At 39.0% G+C, this 19,591-nt stretch carries 23 protein-coding genes; 12 read left to right on the forward strand and 11 right to left on the reverse strand.

What is annotated here, in order from left to right:
• Positions 1–19: 19 nt before the first annotated feature.
• Positions 20–949: an endolytic transglycosylase MltG gene (gene mltG / locus LS67_RS05370; RefSeq protein ID WP_173644075.1), complete on the reverse strand. Its 930-nt coding sequence runs from the start codon at positions 947–949 to the stop codon at positions 20–22.
• Here mltG and LS67_RS05375 point away from each other — a divergent pair.
• From LS67_RS05375 to LS67_RS05405, 7 genes are all read left to right on the forward strand, one after another.
• On the forward strand, positions 897–3,938 hold the full coding sequence (locus LS67_RS05375) for a DUF3971 domain-containing protein (protein WP_236096354.1): 3,042 nt from the start codon (positions 897–899) through the stop codon (positions 3,936–3,938). The two genes, mltG and LS67_RS05375, sit on opposite strands and share 53 nt — an antisense overlap.
• A gap of 169 nt (positions 3,939–4,107) precedes the next feature.
• The gene (locus LS67_RS05380; protein ID WP_034325554.1) at positions 4,108–4,335 is read left to right on the forward strand and encodes a FeoA family protein; all 228 of its coding nucleotides are present in this window, start codon (positions 4,108–4,110) and stop codon (positions 4,333–4,335) included.
• A 12-nt stretch (positions 4,336–4,347) separates the two neighbouring features.
• On the forward strand, positions 4,348–5,010 hold the full coding sequence (gene nth, locus LS67_RS05385) for an endonuclease III (RefSeq protein WP_034325557.1): 663 nt from the start codon (positions 4,348–4,350) through the stop codon (positions 5,008–5,010).
• Between the two features lie 60 nt (positions 5,011–5,070).
• Positions 5,071–5,475 (forward strand): chemotaxis protein CheX, encoded by a 405-nt coding sequence (locus tag LS67_RS05390; protein ID WP_034325559.1) that lies wholly within the window; start codon positions 5,071–5,073, stop codon positions 5,473–5,475.
• An 11-nt stretch (positions 5,476–5,486) separates the two neighbouring features.
• Entirely contained in the window at positions 5,487–5,834 is a 348-nt protein-coding gene (fliN, locus tag LS67_RS05395; RefSeq protein ID WP_034325561.1) for a flagellar motor switch protein FliN, read from the forward strand.
• 16 nt (positions 5,835–5,850) lie between these two features.
• Positions 5,851–6,765: a flagellar biosynthetic protein FliO gene (locus tag LS67_RS05400; RefSeq protein ID WP_138109623.1), complete on the forward strand. Its 915-nt coding sequence runs from the start codon at positions 5,851–5,853 to the stop codon at positions 6,763–6,765.
• A gap of 13 nt (positions 6,766–6,778) precedes the next feature.
• The gene (locus LS67_RS05405; RefSeq protein ID WP_034325562.1) at positions 6,779–7,561 is read left to right on the forward strand and encodes an energy transducer TonB; all 783 of its coding nucleotides are present in this window, start codon (positions 6,779–6,781) and stop codon (positions 7,559–7,561) included.
• Positions 7,562–7,572: 11 nt separating this feature from the next.
• Here the strand turns inward: LS67_RS05405 and LS67_RS05410 are convergent, their stop codons facing one another.
• Together LS67_RS05410 and thiC are read right to left on the reverse strand one after the other, a co-directional pair.
• Positions 7,573–7,872: a YciI family protein gene (locus LS67_RS05410; RefSeq protein WP_034325565.1), complete on the reverse strand. Its 300-nt coding sequence runs from the start codon at positions 7,870–7,872 to the stop codon at positions 7,573–7,575.
• A gap of 13 nt (positions 7,873–7,885) precedes the next feature.
• Positions 7,886–9,259 carry a phosphomethylpyrimidine synthase ThiC gene (gene thiC / locus LS67_RS05415; RefSeq protein WP_034325568.1) on the reverse strand — a complete coding sequence of 458 codons (1,374 nt, stop codon included), beginning with the start codon at positions 9,257–9,259 and terminating at the stop codon, positions 7,886–7,888.
• A gap of 192 nt (positions 9,260–9,451) precedes the next feature.
• Between thiC and LS67_RS05420 the strand changes: the two genes are divergently transcribed.
• From LS67_RS05420 to LS67_RS05430, 3 genes are read left to right on the forward strand one after another with little or no spacing between them, the layout of a single operon-like run.
• Positions 9,452–10,615: a bifunctional 2-C-methyl-D-erythritol 4-phosphate cytidylyltransferase/2-C-methyl-D-erythritol 2,4-cyclodiphosphate synthase gene (locus tag LS67_RS05420; protein ID WP_081953894.1), complete on the forward strand. Its 1,164-nt coding sequence runs from the start codon at positions 9,452–9,454 to the stop codon at positions 10,613–10,615.
• A 28-nt stretch (positions 10,616–10,643) separates the two neighbouring features.
• A complete protein-coding gene (locus LS67_RS05425; RefSeq protein ID WP_034325570.1) occupies positions 10,644–11,549 on the forward strand; it encodes a response regulator in 906 nt (301 codons plus the stop codon).
• Positions 11,550–11,559: 10 nt separating this feature from the next.
• Positions 11,560–12,057 carry a phosphatidylglycerophosphatase A family protein gene (locus LS67_RS05430; RefSeq protein WP_052082118.1) on the forward strand — a complete coding sequence of 166 codons (498 nt, stop codon included), beginning with the start codon at positions 11,560–11,562 and terminating at the stop codon, positions 12,055–12,057.
• A 443-nt stretch (positions 12,058–12,500) separates the two neighbouring features.
• Here LS67_RS05430 and LS67_RS05435 read toward each other — a convergent pair whose 3' ends face one another.
• From LS67_RS05435 to LS67_RS05470, 8 genes are all read right to left on the reverse strand, one after another.
• Complete coding sequence (locus LS67_RS05435; protein ID WP_034325573.1) at positions 12,501–13,658, reverse strand: metallophosphoesterase; 1,158 nt, start codon at positions 13,656–13,658, stop codon at positions 12,501–12,503.
• A 338-nt stretch (positions 13,659–13,996) separates the two neighbouring features.
• Positions 13,997–14,350, reverse strand: a complete 354-nt coding sequence (gene rplT, locus LS67_RS05440; protein ID WP_034325576.1) for a 50S ribosomal protein L20 — start codon at positions 14,348–14,350, stop codon at positions 13,997–13,999.
• An 81-nt stretch (positions 14,351–14,431) separates the two neighbouring features.
• Positions 14,432–14,626: a 50S ribosomal protein L35 gene (gene rpmI, locus LS67_RS05445; protein ID WP_034325579.1), complete on the reverse strand. Its 195-nt coding sequence runs from the start codon at positions 14,624–14,626 to the stop codon at positions 14,432–14,434.
• Positions 14,627–14,647: 21 nt separating this feature from the next.
• Entirely contained in the window at positions 14,648–15,172 is a 525-nt protein-coding gene (infC, locus tag LS67_RS05450) for a translation initiation factor IF-3 (RefSeq protein WP_034325582.1), read from the reverse strand.
• Positions 15,169–16,980: a threonine--tRNA ligase gene (gene thrS, locus LS67_RS05455; RefSeq protein ID WP_034325585.1), complete on the reverse strand. Its 1,812-nt coding sequence runs from the start codon at positions 16,978–16,980 to the stop codon at positions 15,169–15,171. Before thrS ends, infC begins: the two co-directional genes overlap by 4 nt.
• 3 nt (positions 16,981–16,983) lie before the next feature.
• Entirely contained in the window at positions 16,984–17,541 is a 558-nt protein-coding gene (frr, locus tag LS67_RS05460) for a ribosome recycling factor (RefSeq protein WP_034325588.1), read from the reverse strand.
• 9 nt (positions 17,542–17,550) lie between these two features.
• Positions 17,551–17,928: a preprotein translocase subunit SecG gene (gene secG / locus LS67_RS05465; protein ID WP_034325591.1), complete on the reverse strand. Its 378-nt coding sequence runs from the start codon at positions 17,926–17,928 to the stop codon at positions 17,551–17,553.
• 180 nt (positions 17,929–18,108) lie between these two features.
• Positions 18,109–18,306 (reverse strand): hypothetical protein, encoded by a 198-nt coding sequence (locus tag LS67_RS05470; protein ID WP_034325594.1) that lies wholly within the window; start codon positions 18,304–18,306, stop codon positions 18,109–18,111.
• A 40-nt stretch (positions 18,307–18,346) separates the two neighbouring features.
• Here LS67_RS05470 and LS67_RS05475 point away from each other — a divergent pair, with 40 nt between their 5' ends.
• The gene (locus tag LS67_RS05475; RefSeq protein ID WP_231944825.1) at positions 18,347–19,246 is read left to right on the forward strand and encodes a glycosyltransferase family 2 protein; all 900 of its coding nucleotides are present in this window, start codon (positions 18,347–18,349) and stop codon (positions 19,244–19,246) included.
• Complete coding sequence (locus tag LS67_RS05480) at positions 19,236–19,481, forward strand: hypothetical protein (RefSeq protein ID WP_052099807.1); 246 nt, start codon at positions 19,236–19,238, stop codon at positions 19,479–19,481. The genes LS67_RS05475 and LS67_RS05480 overlap by 11 nt, the downstream gene beginning before the upstream one ends.
• Positions 19,482–19,591 lie beyond the last annotated feature (110 nt).

A 19,591-nucleotide genomic window follows, 5' to 3' on the forward strand; every position in this document is an offset into this window, starting at 1 on the left:
AACTTAAAAGCAAATAAAATTAAAAATGACTGCGATGTTCTTCATAAGTTTTGCTAAATTTATGTGTCCCTGTGGCTCTATCTCGCACGAAATAGAGATAATCCACTTGAGCAGGTTTAAGCACTGCTTCAATGGCTTGTAGGCTCACGCTTCCGGCGGGATATGGAGGCACACCTTTGTATTTATAAGTGTTATAAGGGCTTTCATCATTTCTTATCCTCTCTGGTGTTACCTTGCTGTGTGAATATTGCCCATAATTTAGTGAGCCGTCCATTTGTAGGGGCATATTTTTCTCTAAGCGATTAAATACTACGGCTGCCACGATAGGCATTTCCTCATTGTTTGCGGCTTCTTTTTGCACCACAGAAGCGATTGCTACATTTTTAAACCATTCTTTTTCATCATATTTGCCAAGGAGTCGTTTTGCATTTTGCTCGTGTTTTTGCATTGATAGTTGATAGAGAAGATTCATTGTCTCATCTTCATTGATGCCAATAGGCAAACTATAAGTATCGGGAAAAATTACACCATCAGGGTATGGAAAATACTTATCATAAGCCTCTTGCAAGGATTCTGTTGAGAGAGAGAAAGTTTGGGCTAAAATGCGTATGAAATAATACATCGTCTCACCCGGAATAAGTGTAACATCTTTTGTAGCGGCTTTTGAGCTAACGAGTGCCTTAAAAAACGCTCCCTTAGGTAACACTTCGGCTTTAATATCTATGAATCCACTTTGGGGCTGTCCTAAAAAACGTATAAAAAGGCTATCAAGCTTATTGAGCGAAGTTCCATTATTGTCTAAGTATGTTATAATCTTGTTGAGAGAGCCTTTTGGCAGATTCAGTATGCGTTCAGTCTGCACAGGTTGGAGCAAATAAAATAGAATGGTTATGGCAATGAGAAAAATTAAGTCTAAAAGTATCGCAAGTATCGTTATTTTCTTAGGCATTATGCTTACACTCTCCATTATGGGATATAAGGTGCTTTCAAACGGCATTTACGCTCAAAGTATGAGCTTTGGTAAAATTCATATTGATGGATTCTATCTTAGATTAAATAACAAGTTGATTTTGCACATTGATACGCTCAATCTTAGTGCATTGCAAGATGATGAAGGGGTGCAAGAAGACGATGAAGATTTAATGAGCGCAGAGGATATTTTAGGGTGGATAAAAAAATTCCTTTTTGTCATTTCGTATTTTGAAAAGCTTGATATTGAGCATATTGCCTTAAAGGACAATCTAGCGTATAGTGTGCATTATGATGGTAGTGAATACAGCATTAAGACGCCGCAGCTTTTAGCACAATTTATTGTGGAGGAGAATAGCAAGGTTACAGAGTTACGTATTTTGCAGCTCGAGATTCTCTCGCTTGGTATGCAGATACAAGGGAAACTTGCTTATCAAGGGGTAAAAAAGACGCTTGAAGCAGATATGAGTATTTCGCCAAAAGAGCCAACAGGCGATATGGAGCAGCCCACACTCTTTATACACGCAATCACTGATTTTTATAAGATTGACTTAGAGGCGTCCTCATCGCATTTGTATAATCTTAATACTTTTAAGCCCTTTATCCTTAAGCTCAAGAATAAAACACTCAATGATTGGCTTTTTAAAAATATACGCTATGATGTGCTAAAGCTCCACTCTCTTCGATTTCAAAGCACGTTTGATAAGCTTTTTTTTGCAAAATTGCAAAAAACGCTCGAACTTGATTTGGCTATAGAGGCACCTAAAGTCTATCTCGCTCCACATTTAAAGCCCATTGAAGCTACGCGCGTGATTTTGTATATGCGTGATGAAAATTTACGCTTTTTGTTTAAAAAGCCATCTTTTACAAATATTGACCTTGAAGGCTCAGAGGTTGTGATAAGCAATGTTTTTACCCAACCCCTTGGCGTGAAAGTAAGCATTGCTTCGCAAAATACACATATCAATAACGAGCTTAACGAGCTTTTGCAAGTCTATGGAGTGAATCTCCCCATAAGGAGTGCAGATTCTGCACTAAAAGTAAAGCTTGATATTGATATAAAGCCTCAAAAAGACCAAACGCAAGTGTGGCTTAATGGCAATATAAGTGCCGCAAAAACAATACTCAAGTTTGGCTCTCAAAGTTTGGAAGCACAGCAGTTGCAGCTCGTTTTTTCACATAATGACAAAAACGCGTATATGCAGATTCTTAACACAAAAGTTGATTACGCTAATAGTATTCAAGGCACGCTCAATATACTATGGAATCTGCAAGATTCAAAGTTGCAAGGGGATTTGTTAATTAATAAATTCGCGCTGACTTCACAAAGCTTTTCTCAAAATGTATCATTACCGAAGATTCCAAAAGATAGCGATGAGCTGACAAAACGTATCATTCAAGCCATACACGATGAATCTAAACGTGGCTTTAGCGAGGAGATTCTAAAAATCAATAAAAATCGTTTGCATAAAATTAGTATTTTTGGGGATTTGGGTAAGCAAAAGATGATTGTCCTACCAGATTTTGGGCTCACTATGCACTTTGGTGATGAGAGTGTGTTTGAAGTAAGTGATATTGCAAAGGTGTATCCATACTCACCGATTTTGCAGTATTTTGGCATATCAAAAGGTATGCTTAAAGTGTGGAGCAAGGATTTTGATGTGATTTATCTTAGTGGAGACATTAATGATTTGCGCTACCCGTTGTATGATAAGAATTCTAAAATCCTAAGCCATTTGAAACTAGAGGGAAAAATTGATAGTAAGGGTATTTTTATCAACTCCACAGATAAAAGATTTATGCTTACTAAAGAGGGCAATACCGTTAAGGTTATCGCAGATGGCTATGATTTGTATATTGATGAGGTATTTTCAAGCACTTTGCCTGTTTTGGCGCAAATTAATCAAAAAAATGAGAATGGAGAGAAGCTGAGCGCAAAAGAGCGTGAGGAGTTTGAGAAATTTATTAGGGCAAAAAGGGCGTATGAGCGTCAAAACAAGCTTTCACCGCATATTACTTACATTGAAGCGCGAAATATAGACTTTCATTTAGGTGGATACATTATTCCTGCGGATAATGCCTCCTTGTCTATACGCGATGGTATGATACGCGCTGATGTTACCTATGGTAATGGCGTGGCAAATGTGGATATGGCATATTCTCGTGCAATTGTGCGACTAAGCAACTTTAGTAATAAGTTTTTAAATCGCGTATGGCAAAGAGAAATCTTTAGCGGAGGGCTTTTTAGCTTTAATGGCGTTTATGATGATGGTGCGCTAAAGGGTGCAATCACAATGCAAAACACAATTTATAGGGATTTGGCAATTGTGCAAAATGTTTTGGCACTTATTGATACAATCCCGGCACTGCTTACTTTCCGCAAACCCGGGCTTGGTGCGAATGGCTATGAGATAAAAACAGGCAAGGTAGAATTTCTCATCAATGAGGATTATTTGGTGCTTGAAAATATCAATCTCATAGGAAGTTCAATTGATGTGGAGGGCGGGGGTTTGCTCACGCTTAAAAATAAAGAGCTTGATATTGTGCTTAAAGCCTCCACGCTTAAAACGCTTACTTCAATTCTAGATAAGATTCCGCTTGTGGGCTATGTGATTTTGGGTGATGATGGTAAATTCACAACAGGGATTGTGATGAAAGGCACACTTGATAATCCAAAGAGTGAAGTAAGCGTGATTGGGGACATTTTGACGAGCCCATTTGAAATGGTGGGTAGAATCCTAAAGCCGGTGGATAGTCTCCTAGGCAAGTTAGCAAATACAATTGAGGCAGGCTTAGAGCCTACGAAAGAAAGCTATACAGAGGAGATAGATTCATATCAAGATGAGGCACAAGATTCTGAATCTTTGGGGAAAGAATCGAGCGCAAAAGATAGTGCCACAGGGGATTCTACAGATTCTGTAAGAGAGCCAAATCTGCCACTGCAAGAGAAAGATTTAGAATCAAAATAGTCTCTAAAATACACACTTTGTTGATATGTGTCAATGTTTGTGGCGAGATTCTGTAATAAAAATGCAAAGCAATCTTAAATTGTGTTATTTTATTTGATATACAATCTCGCAAATTTTTTGTATATATACTTGAAACTTAGCTGATGATAGGCGCATAAAAAGGATAAAAATGACACTTTATGATTGTAGTGTGGGGCAGAAGTGTAAGATAGTCTCTAGCAGCACACAAGATGAGGCATTAAGGGATAGATTTATGTCCTTTGGTATTGTCAAAGGTAAGATGTGTCAAGTGATGAGCCACTCTATAAAGCGTATGGCGGTGGCGGTGCTTATTGATGGCACACAAGTAGCTTTGCGTGATAGCGAGGCAAAGATGATTGTCGTTGAGCCACTTTAAGGCAGTGTATTTATGGAGACTAAAACAAGATTCAAAAAATGTAAAAAAAAGGATATTTCCGTAATTAAAGCGTTGTTTTTGGAGCATTATGCAAATGCTAAAACTGAGCTTGTCTATCATAATCTTTATGAATTGCTTGTGTGTGTAATGCTCTCTGCCCAATGCACTGATAAGCGCGTCAATATCGTAACTCCCGCACTTTTTAAAGCTTTTCCAGATGTGGCGAGTTTAGCAGCAGCTGATGAGGCAGAAATTAAAGAATTGATTAAATCTGTTTCATTTTTTAACAATAAGGCAAAACATCTAAAATTAATGGCAACGCAGGTGATGAAAGACTTTAATGGGAATATTCCTACAACACAAGAGGAGCTTAAAACACTTGCAGGTGTGGGGCAAAAGACAGCTAATGTGGTGCTGATAGAATTTTTGGAGCAAAACTATATGGCGGTGGATACGCACGTTTTCCGCGTATCTCATCGTCTGGGGTTAAGTGGTGCAAAAAGCGCAAAGCAAACCGAGCAAGAACTCACAGAGATATTTAAAACACAGCTTGACACGCTTCATCAGGCATTTGTGCTCTTTGGTCGCTATACTTGCAAGGCATTAAAACCAATGTGCGAGCAGTGCTTTGTTAGCGCATTTTGTCAAAATAAATGCAACTTCAAGCCTATTTGAACCTAAAAATGTTATATAATATGGGGTTTATTTTGCAAAATAAAGTAAAGGTGGTTTGTAATGGATATTATTCATCGTAGTTTTTTTGATATTGTTGAAAAGAGTATTAATAAAAAGCCTACAGATTCTATAATGCCATTGAAAAAAGGTTATTTGAGTAGAATTAGTATGATTGGCACACGTAATGATGTGTTTTTGCTTTTTGATAAAGTATTCTTGCGTATTTTTTGTAGGGATTTTTTGGGTGATCACTCTCCTACCGAACAAGCCTTGGAGGATATGGCGAGAGAGTTAGCAAATTTAACCGTGGGTAGGGCAAAGGTAATGGCACAGGAGCTTGGTAAGAGTTTTGATATTTCTACACCGGAGTTTTTGGGGCATAGGCTGATTAAAAATCACGACCACGGATTGCATTTTAGGCTCGATAATGGGCATTGTAGTATCTATATGAGACGCATCAATTAAAGGGAGTTGTAATGGCTGGAGAAAGTATCTTAGATAAGCAAAGAATCCATTCAGCCAAGGATATAGAGCTTGCTACATATCTTGAAGATATTATGAATAGCTATACTGGGCTTTTGGATATGGATGTTTTATTTAATGCAGAGCTTGGTAATACAAAGATTCCATTAGGCGAGATTTTGCGCTTTGAAAAAGGCTCTATCATTGATTTGGGCAAACCAGCAGGGGAGAGCATAGAGATTTTTGTCAATAAGCGCGTGATTGGTAAGGGCGAAGTAATGGTATATGAGCGCAACCTTGCTATTCGTATCAATGAAATTTTAGATTCTAATGCGATTGTATATTATCTTACACGCGAATAGCACATAGGTATGGTTTATGAAATGGCGTGTGATATTTGTGTGTCTAGCCATAGCACACATTTTGTATGCAGATGTGGAGATTAGCGACATTGAAATTAAGCAAGGTGTGGATAGGGTAGAGGTCATCTTAAATATGCGTGGCGTATATGAGAAGTCTCCTCATCTCACTATGCAGGAGGGTTACAAGGGTGTTGTTTTCCCTCAACTTCAAGCAAATGCGCGTAATCAAAGCTTTAGCGGTTTTTTTATCAAAGAAGTGCAGGTTTTTAATGTGCAGGGAAGCCTGTATGTGATTGGCGTGGGTGATGTGAAAATTATTGATGTGCAGTTGAGTAAAGCACCCTATGCTTTTAAGATTGTTTTTATCAAAGTAGCTCCTCTTCAAAGTGAAATTGATATACTGCTACAAACTCCGCATAAGATTCCAAATATTGATATTATCACAAGTCCTCCTAGCACCGCTCCCACGCCTAAACCCATAGAGCAAAACACGCAAAGCAACGATATATTAAGCAGTGTTCTCCCATTTAAAGAGGATATGAATATCGATACTTGGCGATATATGGCTGTTCTTGGTGTTATGGCTTTTTTGGTGATTGTGCTATGGATTGTAAAGCGATATGTGGTGCGCAAAAAGCCATTTAAGAGCTATCTTGCCTCCATTTCGCAGACAAAACCAGAGCTTTTTGACCCTACAAAAATCGAGGTTGTCTCACGAAAGGACATTGATTCTAAGCATAAGATTTTGACATTAGAATCTAATGGTTATCGGTATTTGATTTTGATAGGCGCGACAAGCACGACATTGATTGACCGCTATCCTATCCCACAAAATATTACATTAGAGGAGCAGTTGCGTTTTGATGATCAGTTTGCCAAACTTTTGGAGCAAAAGCAGGAGAGACTTTCTAAGTATCTTCATACCCAATAAGCAGTAAGTGATAATGACCTCACGCACATATACAGAATCTAACTCACACTTGTGGCTATGGCTTTTTGTATCCTTTGTGATTCATCTTGTGATTTGTGTGCTGCTTTTTGTGCGTTTTGATTCAATGCAGTTTAAAAAAGGCACATCAAAAGATATGCGTATGAAAGTGGCGGGATTCCAAATTTTAAGCGGTGGTGAGCAGGGCGACTCCTCTCCCGCTCAAGCTCCTATGCTGCCTATATCGCCAAAATCCCCTAATGCCTCATCTCCTGCGCCTACCACCTCGCCACAAATACAGCAAAGCAATGCTTTTGATTTAAGCTCTCTAAGCCTTTATCAAGGTAGTAGTGCGGGTAAGGGTGGCACAGGTAGTGGTAAGAAAGCGCAAAATCACAATAGTAAGATAAAGGCTCTAGGCAAATTCCAATCAGTAGATAGAATCGCGCAGCGCGATATTGAGGAACTTTATGGAGCTGAATTTGGTGATTATGGATTAGCTGAACAAGAATTTTTAGTCAATCATTTACGAGATATTGGGCGCATTACACAACGTTACTTGCAATATCCACCGAGTGCATTGCGTTTGGGGCAGGAAGGTTTAAGTGCAGTGGAATTTTATCTCCACCCTAATGGCGATATTAGCGGGCTTAAAATAATTGTTTCTTCAAATTATATGCTATTAGACCGCAATAGTGAGCGCACAATAGAAATTGCCTATAAAGACTATCCACGTCCCACAAGCAAAACTAAAATTCGTATTTTTGTCAGCTATGGCATTTCTTATTATAGATATTAGAGATTTTAAAATTATTGTTTTAAAAAATCTGTAAGTATTTGTGCGTGAAGTATAGGCTCAAACTCAAAAATCTCATATCGTGCGAGATTATGCTGTGTAAAAGGGTCGGCTTGAGAAAAGCTTAAAGCTTCATCTTTATTTGCAAATTTACCAATAATAATGCCACCATCTCTAGGGATTCTAGCGCCTGAGGCGAGTAAAATCCCCTTATCATAACCTTTTTTAAGATAAGCACGATGAGCATCAAGCTTTTGGAGCACTTCCTCAAGTGGTTTTGTATAATGCACGAGGCAGACAAATAAATTTCCCATATAATTCTCCTTATCATTGATTTGATGCTAGAGGTTGAGTATCTTCAGATTCTCTAGCATTATGGGCTTTAAAAATATCTTGTGAGATTTTATAGCTACAGAATTTTGGACCACACATTGAGCAAAATTCAGCATCTTTAAATACTTCTTGGGGTAAGGCTTCATCGTGGTATTCACGCGCTCTATCTGGGTCAAGGGCGAGTTCAAATTGCTTATTCCAATCAAAAGCATATCGTGCATCACTCATTGCATCATCTCTATCACGCGCACCTATACGCCCACGAGCAATATCTGCAGCGTGTGCAGCAATTTTGTAAGCTAAAATACCCTCACGCACATCTTTGGCATTAGGCAGTCCTAAATGCTCTTTTGGCGTTACATAGCAGAGCATTGCCACACCTTTCCACGCCGCTACACACGCACCAATGGCACTTGCGATATGGTCATATCCTGCCGCAATGTCTGTAACCAAAGGTCCTAGCACATAAAAAGGTGCGTGGTTACAATATTGTTTTTGAAGCTCAACATTGCGCTCAATTTGGTTAAGCGGCACGTGTCCGGGACCCTCTATCATTACCTGCACATCGGCTTCCCACGCTCTTTTGGCGAGTTCTCCTAGCACTTTGAGTTCGGCAAATTGCGCCTCATCACTCGCATCAGCCAAACAGCCCGGGCGCAGTGAATCCCCCAAAGAGAGGCTTACATCATACTTTTGGCAAATTTTTAGAATCTCATCAAAATGCTCATAGAATGGATTCTCTTTGTGGTAGTGCATCATCCAACTTGCCATAAGGCTACCACCACGTGAGACAATACCCATTTTGCGCTTAGCGACAAAAGGCATATGTGAGAGCAAAAAGCCGCAGTGAATAGTAAAATAGCTCACGCCTTGCTGTGCTTGTTTTTCAAGGACGGAAAGCATTGTGTCAATATCAAGTTTTAATACATCATTTTTTACATCATAGAGAATCTGATACATAGGCACCGTTCCAATAGGCACACTTGAGGCTTGAATAACTGCAGTGCGTATTTCATCTAAATCCCCACCGGTGCTTAAGTCCATAATCGTATCCGCACCATATTTAATAGATACTTTAACTTTTTCTACTTCTTCATCAATGGAGCTTGCAAGTGAGGAGCTACCGATATTTGAGTTAATTTTGGTGCGTGTGGCTATGCCAATACCCATAGGTTTAAGATTGGTGTGATTGATATTTGCAGGGATAATGAGCCTCCCGCGCTTAATTTCTTCAAGCACGAGAGTGGGGGAGATGGATTCAATATTTGCCACATATTCCATTTCTTTTGTGATAACGCCCTTTTTGGCGTAGTGTAGCTGTGTGCGGATTGAATCATTGGCGCGTTCTTGCACCCATTGTGTTCTCATATAATATCCTTTTTGAAAGCGGATTCTTAAAAAAAATTAAGTGATTGTTATGCTATTTAATTTTACAAAATGCACACAGAAAATTTAAAATAAAGTTAAACAATATGGGAATTTAAGTAACAAATTTTAGCTTATTTTTTGTTTTCTAATGCTAGAATACTCTTTTTATTTTGATGAATTGGGATTTTGACTTTGGTTTTAGATGACATTACACTTATTATGATGGCAGCGGGAAATGCTACGAGGTTTCGCAAAGATTGCAATTGCAAAAAGCAGTGGTTACGCGTGGGCGAAGAGCCTTTGTGGCTTGTGGCTACTCACAATATTACTTCACATTTTGATTTTAAAGAAGTGCTTATTACTGCTTCGAGCACAGATTATACTTATATGAAAGATATGAGTGAATACCATATCGTGCGTGGTGGTGATACGCGTGTAAATTCTTTGCGTAATGCACTAGAGTGTGTCAATACCCCCTTTGTGTTAGTCAGCGATGTCGCGCGGTGGAATAGTGTAGCGTCTGTGATAGAAGAAATGATTGTGCAAATAAGGCAAGATTCATATACTGATTGTGTCGTGCCATTTTTGCGTGTGGTGGATACGAGCTTTTATGAGGGAGATTATCTCAAAAGAGAATCTTTAAAGCTTATTCAAACTCCGCAACTAAGCCGAGTAAGCGTATTAAAAGAAGCCTTAAGGGGAGAAAAAGACTTTAGCGATGAAAGCTCGGCAATCCACTCACACGGTGGAAAAATCGCCTTTGTAGAGGGCAGTGCGCTAATGAATAAGCTTACCTTTAGTAGTGATTTGTCCTTGCATCATCTTAATTCCCCAAGCGCGAGGACTTTTGTCGGTAGTGGCATTGATATACACGAGTTTGAAGATTCTAAAGAAATGTGGCTCTGTGGCGTGAGAATAGAATCTCCCTTTGGTTTTAAGGCTCATAGTGATGGCGATGTGGCGTTGCACGCGCTGTGTGATGCAATACTTGGCGCGATAGGTGGGGGCGATATAGGGCAGTGGTTCCCCGATACAGATGTGGCATATAAAGGCGCGGATTCTAAAATACTTCTAAAAGAGATTTATGAGTTTGCCCAAAGTGTGGGCTATGAGTTACATAATGCAGATATAAGTATTATGGCACAAGTGCCAAAGATTGCTCCATATAAGGCACAAATGCGTAAAGTTGTGGCGGAGATTCTACAAGTGCCACTCTCACGCATTAATATCAAAGCAACAACCACGGAAGGCTTGGGCTTTGTGGGACGCAAAGAGGGAGTATGCGTGCAAGCGCAAGTAAGTATGGGATTTTTTGATTGGCAAACTCATAAATATCAAAATAAGGAGGAAAAATGATTGGAATCTACAATAGGGGAGAGGTAAAATGAAAGTATTAATCATTGAAAATGAGATTTATCTAGCACAGAGTATTGCAAACAAGTTGAGCGATTTGCGCTTGGAATGTGTGATAGCACACTCTCTTAAAGAGGTGCAAAAAGACCATTATGATGTGATTTTGGCTTCATTTGGGACGATTAATGATGGCTATACGGAGTTAAGCAAGATTTATCCACAGGCGATTATCATTTTAATGATCGCTTATATCAATGATGACACAGTGATTAAGCCCTTGCGTAATGGCGTTACAGATTATATCGTAAAGCCTTTTATTGTTGATGAGCTGATACGCAAAATCACGCATTATAGGACTTATAGAGAGATGAATGAAGAGATTAGTTTTTATCGCAGTTATTTCAGCTTTATCGAGCGTGAATTAAGCACACCCGAGCCATTTTTGTATAATCCGCCTTTTGTGATTAAGACAAATTCTCAAAGGAGCGCGGATATTTATGCTATGCGATATGCACGAGAGAAGCATATACATTTTCAATTCCACTCACTCAAAGAGGAGACTTGGAAAAGTATTTTTCGTGTGCCACCTAAGAAAAATGAGATTTATTACATCACAAATTTAGAGGGGCTTAAAAAGAGTGACAGAAAGGACTTTTTAGAAGCAGCCCTAAAGTATAATGTTATCCTCTCTGTTGTTTCAAGTGAAAAAATCGCTTTTCCTCAAGTGATAGATATTTCGTGTCAGTCTAATAGCGTGGAGCTTGGCGGGGAGATTCTATCCGTGAAAGAATATGAGAAAATCATTATAGCTAAATATGAAAGTCGCTACCCTGATATAGAACTCGCTAAAAAGCTTGGTATGAGCCGCAAAAGCCTGTGGGAAAAGCGCAAGAAGTATGGTATTATCCGTAAAAACAAAAACACAACACAAGCTTAGAATCTAGAGAATGAAAAAACAAAAACTCATTAAAGACTTATTCTTAAGCCTTTTGTATAGTGGCTACTGCCCCAAAGCTCCCGGGACTGCTGGGAGTACGTTAGCCGTGATTTTGGGTGCGCCCATTGTGTATTATTCGCGTGAGACTTTATTTTTATTAAGTGTATTTATTGCACTCGTGGCGGTAAAGTATATTGACTTATACGAGGCACACACGCATACGCACGATGATAAAAGCATAGTGATTGATGAGCTTGTGGGTGTATGGATAGCGATGTCAATCATCGGCTTTGGAGTGCTGGAGCTTGTTTTGGCATTTGTGTTTTTTAGAATCTTTGACATTACCAAACCTTCATATATTGGCAAGATTGATAGAGAATGCAAGGGCGGACTTGGCGTAGTAGGCGATGACGCGCTTGCTGGGGTGATTGCTGGGCTTGTAGGGGCGTTACTCATACTAGGTGCGGAGAGATTTGGAATCTTGCAAGATATACCTGTTTGGTTTTAGGTGGTTGTAAGTGTTGGAGGATATAGACTTGGCAAAGCTTTAGCACATTCTCCCTCTATTGTCTTTAGTAGTATTAATATCTTCTTTGTTATATTTTTTATCCTAATAGGGATAGTAATGTGTGCAGGGCAAATTATCGGTGCAAGTCTTGGGCAAAATTTGCGATAAAGCACGGAGCAAAAATCATCAAACTCTTTGTAATATGTATTTGTTTTGGTATCTCTATCCAATTAATCATTAAAGAATTTTTTTAGGCGAAATACACAAAAGATATATATATTTTAGCGTTTCTTTGTGTTATTCTATGCAAAAACAGAATTTATAGGGTTTTTTGAAAGGTTTAGATTCTATAAAATATCATCTTTTTGGCTTTAAGCCTCGTGGCTTAGCACAATAGGCTAGAGCGTGTAATTGTATGGGATTTTAGAATGCAAAATAGAATCTTATTGTTCTGGCACAAGATTTAGCACACTAATTTCGCGCTCACTTCCTACGCGCATAGGTGGTCCCCAGAATCCTGCACCTTGTGATACATAGACTTTTGTCTTATGCTCGTTGTCAAATGTATGTAGTCCAGAGATGTAAGGCTGCTGCAAAAGCATAGCAAGAGAAAAGGGAAAAATTTGTCCGCCGTGCGTGTGTCCGCTCACTACTATATCCACTTTATTATAAAAATCTTCAAGGAAATATACCGCCTTTGGCTGATGATTGAGGAGGATTGTAGGCAGTGTAGTATCGATATGGGCGAAAGTCTGCTCAAAATCTGGCTCTAAATAGCCCACTCGCCACCCCATAAAATCCGCCATTCCCGCAATATTTACCACGCCATTTAGCACATAGTTTTCATTGATAAGAATTTTAAAACCTAAAGACTTGAGTTTGTCAAGGATATTATATACATCGTGGAAGTATTCGTGATTACCCAACACATAGAATACACCATCTTTCGCGCTAAGATTTTTAAGTAAATCCACGACTGATTCTACATTTTGTAGCCTCGCATCGACCAAATCACCAGTGATGAAAATCACATTAGCTTCGAGGGCATTTGTCATCTCCACAATTTGTTGAATCTTGCTATGCTCCATTAGCCCACCGATATGCACATCACTAAGCACCGCCGCCTTTATGGGCTTATTTAAGCCTTTGATAGGAATTGTATGTTCGATAATATCAGGCTTCCTCACGCCATTATAAGTGCCAAAGGCGAGCATAACAAGGCTTAAGGCAAAAATAGCGACTTTTGTCCTATGTCGCCAACGCGAACGCGCACTTTTTGTGCGTAAAGCCATAATGATGAGTGAGAAGCATTGATACAAAAAAGCCGCCATAGCAAAGACAAAGGCAATACCAAGACAGAGTGAGAGCAAAAAATAAAAGCTTTGAGGGACATTCGCACTATCGCGCAAAAAGAGGTAAGCGATACAATGCAGGGCGTTAAGAATGGTAAAAATTTTCCACACAAGGCGCACAAATGCTTTGGTAGAGAGTGATTTAAGCAAGGCTTTATAGATATAGATATGAAGTGCAATAAAAAGAAGTGAGCCCATAAAAGGAAAAATCGCGCTCTGCATTTGGGCAAATTGTGGTATATCTTGCATAGGGCTTCCTTGTGTAGAGATGTAATCTAAATGAGACTTTATAGAATCTAGATAGCTTGAAAAGCTTACAATTCCTTTGAGATTCTATAAAATCTACCAAGTGTCTTTGACGTATTTTGTTTGAATCCGCATAATTAGTCATAGCATAATACATAAAAGACGAGCAACACACGCTCATTGTAATGCAAAGATATGAAATACAATGTAAAAACCGCGTAAAAGATCATACCTCACGCGATTTTTACAGATTCTAATACGCTCGTGGTGTAATCCATACGCTAGGGCGCATTTCACACACCGAGTATGGGCTTTAAATCAAAGATTTTAAAGCACAAAAGCTATTTAATCTTATCTTTCACACTTGCGACAATAGCATTAAATGCGTTTATATCATTCATCGCCATATCAGCAAGGATTTTTCTATCAAGCTCGATATTCGCGCATTTGAGGGCATACATAAAGCGAGAATAGTTTATGCCATTCATTTTACACGCCGCATTGATACGCGTAATCCATAGCTGTCTAAAATTGCGCTTCTTTTGCTTCCTATCGCGGAAAGCATAGCACATACTGCGCTCTAACTGCTCTTTTGCCTTTCTAAAATGTTTGCGGCGTCCGCTATAAAAGCCTCGCGCAAGTTTTAGAATCTTTTTGTGTCTTCGTCTTCGGACAACGCCTGTTTTTACTCTCATTTTTTCTCCTTTACCTTTCTAGGTGTAAGCTACGCTTCTCTTTCCCATTTTTGCTTAAAGCAACTATGGGGAGCTAGATTCTTAAGCCATACAAAGTAGGCTTTTTACAGAATCAACATTAGTGCTGTGAACATATTTTGGTGCATTAAGATTAGCAATGCGTCTAGGTTTTTTCTTGGTTAAGATATGATTCTTAAACGCAGAGCCACGTTTGATTGCATTTTTTTTAAGCTTAAAACGTTTAGCTGCGCCACGATTTGTTTTCATCTTTGGCATTATCACTCTCCTTTCATAAGATTAATGTTTGTCTTTTTTCTTTGGGACATAAAGCACATTGAGATATTTTCCCTCAAGCTTTGGTTCTTTCTCAGCCACCGCAATATCCTCTATCATTGCCGCAACCTTGCGCAAGGTATCCATTCCAGCATCGGGGATGCTCATCTCGCGCTGTTTTAGGAATACCTTAAATTTCACGTGTTTGCCGGATTCTAAAAACTCAATTGCGTGCTTGACTTTGTAGTTAATATCATTTTGCGCGATTTGGGTTGAGAGCTTAATCTCTTTAATCTCAATTTGTTTTTGTTTTTTGCGTGCTTCTTTTTGCTTTTTTTCGGCTTGGTAGCGGAATTTGCCATAATCCATAACCTTACACACAGGCGGTTTGGCAGTGGGTGAGATAAGCACCAAGTCAAGCCCAGCTTTTTGTGCTATGGCTAATGCTTCGCTTGAAGGAATAATACCATACACCTCGCCATTATCACTGACACAACGCACTTCTTTGAAATCTATCTCCTCATTGAGTAACACTTCTTCTTTGCTCAAAAGCTAACCTCTCCTATTTTGGTTTTTAGCGCAGTGATGAAGTCATCTTCTGCGAGTTCATATTGTGATTTTTCCCGCCTATCACGGATTGCTAAAATCTTGCTTTCTACTTCTTTTTCGCCAATTACCACAATGAGCGGGACTTTTTGCTTTTCTGCAATTCTTATTTTTTTGCTTAAACTCTCATTTTTATCAAGCACTTCAGCATAAGCACCAATATTTAGAATCTTAGCTCGTAAAGTCTTTGTATATTCAAGCTGTGCTTCACCAATGGGAATTAAAATCACTTGTGTGGGTGCGATAAATAGCGGAAACTCTCCAGCAAAATGCTCTGTCAAAATTGCCACAAATCGTTCAAAAGAGCCTAAAAGTGCGCGGTGAATCATTACAGGTTGCACCTGCTCGTTGTACTCATCGGTATAGCTAAGACTAAATCTTTCGGGCAGATTCATATCGACTTGAATTGTCCCGCATTGCCACTTTCTGCCAATAGCATCAGTGATTTTAATATCAATCTTTGGTCCATAAAATGCCCCGCCACCCTCATCTATGCGGTAGTTGATATGATTTTGCTCTAGTGCCTCTTTGAGCGCAGCAGTCGCGCTTTTCCATACTTTCTCATCGCCTATGGACTTCTCTGGGCGGGTGGAGAGCTCCATTTCATAGCTAAAGTTAAAGGCATTCATCACGCTTTTGCAAAAATCGATAATATCATTCACTTCTGCGCCAATCTGCTCGGCTTTGCAAAAAATATGTGCATCATCTTGTGTAAATTCCCTCACGCGCAATAAGCCGTGCAACACGCCGCTTTTCTCGTGTCTATGCACCACGCCATATTCATAAAAACGCAAAGGCAAATCACGATAGCTTCTTGGCGAACTTTGATAGACTTTGATATGCCCCACGCAATTCATCGGTTTAATACCATATTCTACTTCATCAATGGTTGTAAAATACATATTTTCGCCATAGTTTGCATAATGCCCACTCGTTTTCCACACATCACTTTTGAGAATCTCCGGTCCTCTCACCGGCTCATAGCCTCGTTCTATGAGCGCTTGAGTAAGAAGATTCTCAATATTTCTACGCAATCTTGCCCCTTTGGGTAGCCATATAGGTAATCCTGCGCCAACTTCTTCATCAAAGGTAAAAAGCCCCATTTCTTGCCCAAGTTTGCGATGGTCGCGTTTTTTTGCTTCTTCAAGCTGGTAGAGGTAGTTTTTGAGTGATTGTCTATCTGCAAAGGCAATGCCATAGATTCTAGTTAGCATTTGTGCCTTTTCATCACCACCCAAATATGCCCCTGCAATCTTTGTGAGTTTAAAATGCTCTAAAAGTGCAGTATGTGGGAGATGAGGTCCTCTACATAAATCCTCGAAATCGCCTTGTGAGTAGATACTTAGCGTATCACTTTGAATACGACTCATCACTGCTGCTTTAAGCTCATCAGCCTTAAATCTTGCTTCTACCTCCGCGCGTGGTAGGGTAATCTTTGTGATAGGGTAGGCTTTTTTAGCTATCTCACGCATAGCAGATTCTATACGAGGCAAATCTTCCTCGCCAATTTTGCTATTGACTTTAAAATCATAATAGAATCCCTCATCTACCACAGGTCCTACGAAAAATTGTGCTTCGGGATAAAGGGATTTAATCGCTTGAGCCATAAGATGCGCACACGAGTGGCGGATAATATTTAAAGATTCAAAAGAATTATCAAAAGCTATCTCTTCCCCGCTAATACCTTGCTCTTTGGCGGTAATAAGGTCATAAATATCTTTATTTGCTTTAATGCCTATAACTTCACTCATTCCCTATACCTTCATTATCTCTTCTTCTTTATGCTTTACCATTTCATCGCATTTTTTGACATATTCATCGGTGTATTTTTGAATCTCATCAAGTGCCTTTTTATTCTCATCTTCGGTAATGCCCTTATCTTTTTCAAGTTTTTTGATATGATTATTTGCATCTTGGCGAATATTGCGGATAGCGACTTTTGCCTTTTCACCCATAGATTTAGCATTTTTGGCAATTTCTTTTCTCTGCTCTTGAGACATAGGAGGAAAAAAGAGCTTAATGCACTCACTATCGCTATTTGGATTCACTCCAATATTTGCTTCTTGAATGGCTTTTTCAATATCTTTGAGTAATGGCTTTTCCCACGGCGTGATGATGATAGTTGTCGCATCTTGTGCGATAACTGAACCTACTTGATTAAGTGGTGTAGGTGTGCCATAATAATCTATGCGAATATTATCGAGGATACTCACACTTACCTTACCGCTGCGGAGAGTGGCAAAATCCCTACGCAAAGATTCTATTGACTTATCCATATGGGATTTAGCATCTTTATATATTTCGCTAAGCATAAGATTCCTTTAGTTATCGTTATTTTGTATAGGCTCTGTTTGAAGCAGAGGAGCAGACGGAGCAGCATTTTCATCAACGATAAACGCATTTGCTCCATCTGTTTCAGCAGGGGAGGCGGATAAAACATCGCTTGGCAGAGCGTCAAACACGCTTTTTTGGCTCTGTTTGTTGTAGGCATAGCTTAGTGCAATGGTATTAATGATAAAAAGCAGCCCCAAAAACATCGTAAATTTTGATAAGAATCCAGCAGGACCTTTTGCTCCAAATACAGATTCATTGCTCCCGCTATAAGCACCAAGCCCAATACTCGAGCTTTTTTGCAAAAGCACGATGATAGTGATAAATACTGCTAAGACAATTTGCACAACAAAAAGGGTGGTTGCCATTTATTACTCCAAATCATAAAAATGAAATCATTAAAAATTAAGCACACGATTGTAGCAAAAAATCCTTATAACAAGCTTGTGATTGGCTTTATTTTGTGAAATTACAGAATCTATATTGATATGTAGTGCCATAAATATAATACAACAATAATACATAGCACAAACCCCGCAGCGTAAAATCTATGCGAAACTTTGTAAAATTGAAAATCCTAAGCTATAATCACACATCGCTTTGTAATTTAAAGTCATAATAAGGCACAAAAATGCAGCAAAATAATCATCTTTCCTCACATAATGTATCGGGGGGGGGGCATTTCTTAGCCCAAATACAAATCTAAATACATTAGATTCTATATTATACTCCGCCAAAATCGCCATTATCATTCCGTGCTACAATGAATAGCTTACAATCGGGCGCGTGATTGATGAAATTTTTGAAATTCTCCCCCAAAGCTTCGTGTATGTGTTTGATAATAATTCAAGCGATTCTTCATATAAGATTGTAGAAACTAAAATCGCTTCAATGTACGATAAATCACTCTATCTCTATAAAGTATCCACACAAGGCAAGGGTGCAGTTATGAGAGAGGCATTTGCGCTTATTCAAGCAGATTGTTATGTGATGATTGATGCGGATACTCAATATGATGTTTCAGCCTTGCCCTCCGCGCTCAATATGTTTTTCACGCAAAAGCTTGATATGCTCAACATCGCACGAGAGAGTGAATCTCACATCTATCGTCCGCTTCATAGCTTTGGAAATAGACTTTTTTCTAAAAGCGCACAAATACTCTTTGGCACGAAAATAAGCGATATGTTAAGTGGATATAGAATCTTTTCTTATGCTTTTGTGAAAAGCTTTCCTGCTCATAGCAATGGCTTTGAAATAGAGACAGAACTTACTATTTTTGCCTTGCAACAAAGACTTCGCACAGCTGCAGTGAAAGCTCCTTGTAAAGCACGACCACAAGGGAGCTTCTCTAAACTCTCTACTTTCAAGGACGGATTCAAAATTTCCCTTATGATTCTTAATCTGCTTTTTACAGAGCGTCCATTATTTGTATTTGGTATTTTAAGTGCGTTGTGCTTGATTGTGGGAATTGCCTTTAGTGTGCCTGTTGTTATGGAATTTTTAGAGACTTCTAAAGTAGCAAGATTCCCTACTTTGTTTGTATGTGTCGGGCTTGGCATAGTGAGTGTAGTGCTTCTTATTACGGGGCTTTTGGCTTATCTCATAACGTGCAGTATTAGAGAGGGCAGATATTTAGCCTATCTCAATGCGTCTAGATTCTTTACAACAAGATGTGATGAAAACTAAAACAGCACATCAAGCCTTATTATATCTCATTATCGGGGGCGCAGTAAGCATTGGTGAGTGGGTAGGATTTTATATCTTGCATTATATATATCATCTGCACTATGTCTTAGCCTCGCTTATAATGTTTGTGTGTGCGAGTGCGTGTGGTATCGTGCTGTATAGAAAATTTGTCTTTGGCGCATCTACTTTGCATATTGGCGCGGAAGTTGTGGCAATTTATGCGATAAATCTGTAACCCCTCGTTTGAAATCAAAGTCATTTCGCGTTTGAAATCAAAGTGAGAGATTTGACTTTGATTTCAAACAATTAAATTTAAGTAAATAATCCCCAGCAGTAAAACTAGCC

It is taken from the genome of Helicobacter sp. MIT 03-1616 (genome assembly GCF_000765685.2).
GTDB lineage: Bacteria > Campylobacterota > Campylobacteria > Campylobacterales > Helicobacteraceae > Helicobacter_C > Helicobacter_C typhlonius.

Bases quoted from the DNA above. Each gene is read 5' to 3' on its own strand.
- LS67_RS05400 (WP_138109623.1), top strand. From the start codon at position 5,851: ATGAAATGGCGTGTGATATTTGTGTGTCTAGCCATAGCACACATTTTG.
- mltG (WP_173644075.1), bottom strand. From the start codon at position 949: ATGCCTAAGAAAATAACGATACTTGCGATACTTTTAGACTTAATTTTT.
- frr (WP_034325588.1), bottom strand. From the start codon at position 17,541: ATGCTTAGCGAAATATATAAAGATGCTAAATCCCATATGGATAAGTCA.
- fliN (WP_034325561.1), top strand. From the start codon at position 5,487: ATGGCTGGAGAAAGTATCTTAGATAAGCAAAGAATCCATTCAGCCAAG.
- nth (WP_034325557.1), top strand. From the start codon at position 4,348: ATGGAGACTAAAACAAGATTCAAAAAATGTAAAAAAAAGGATATTTCC.
- secG (WP_034325591.1), bottom strand. From the start codon at position 17,928: ATGGCAACCACCCTTTTTGTTGTGCAAATTGTCTTAGCAGTATTTATC.
- thiC (WP_034325568.1), bottom strand. From the start codon at position 9,259: ATGAGAACACAATGGGTGCAAGAACGCGCCAATGATTCAATCCGCACA.
- LS67_RS05380 (WP_034325554.1), top strand. From the start codon at position 4,108: ATGACACTTTATGATTGTAGTGTGGGGCAGAAGTGTAAGATAGTCTCT.
- LS67_RS05435 (WP_034325573.1), bottom strand. From the start codon at position 13,658: ATGCAAGATATACCACAATTTGCCCAAATGCAGAGCGCGATTTTTCCT.
- LS67_RS05430 (WP_052082118.1), top strand. From the start codon at position 11,560: ATGAAAAAACAAAAACTCATTAAAGACTTATTCTTAAGCCTTTTGTAT.
- LS67_RS05480 (WP_052099807.1), top strand. From the start codon at position 19,236: ATGAAAACTAAAACAGCACATCAAGCCTTATTATATCTCATTATCGGG.
- rpmI (WP_034325579.1), bottom strand. From the start codon at position 14,626: ATGCCAAAGATGAAAACAAATCGTGGCGCAGCTAAACGTTTTAAGCTT.
- LS67_RS05375 (WP_236096354.1), top strand. From the start codon at position 897: ATGAGAAAAATTAAGTCTAAAAGTATCGCAAGTATCGTTATTTTCTTA.
- LS67_RS05390 (WP_034325559.1), top strand. From the start codon at position 5,071: ATGGATATTATTCATCGTAGTTTTTTTGATATTGTTGAAAAGAGTATT.
- LS67_RS05410 (WP_034325565.1), bottom strand. From the start codon at position 7,872: ATGGGAAATTTATTTGTCTGCCTCGTGCATTATACAAAACCACTTGAG.
- LS67_RS05470 (WP_034325594.1), bottom strand. From the start codon at position 18,306: ATGGCGATTTTGGCGGAGTATAATATAGAATCTAATGTATTTAGATTT.
- thrS (WP_034325585.1), bottom strand. From the start codon at position 16,980: ATGAGTGAAGTTATAGGCATTAAAGCAAATAAAGATATTTATGACCTT.
- LS67_RS05405 (WP_034325562.1), top strand. From the start codon at position 6,779: ATGACCTCACGCACATATACAGAATCTAACTCACACTTGTGGCTATGG.
- rplT (WP_034325576.1), bottom strand. From the start codon at position 14,350: ATGAGAGTAAAAACAGGCGTTGTCCGAAGACGAAGACACAAAAAGATT.
- LS67_RS05425 (WP_034325570.1), top strand. From the start codon at position 10,644: ATGAAAGTATTAATCATTGAAAATGAGATTTATCTAGCACAGAGTATT.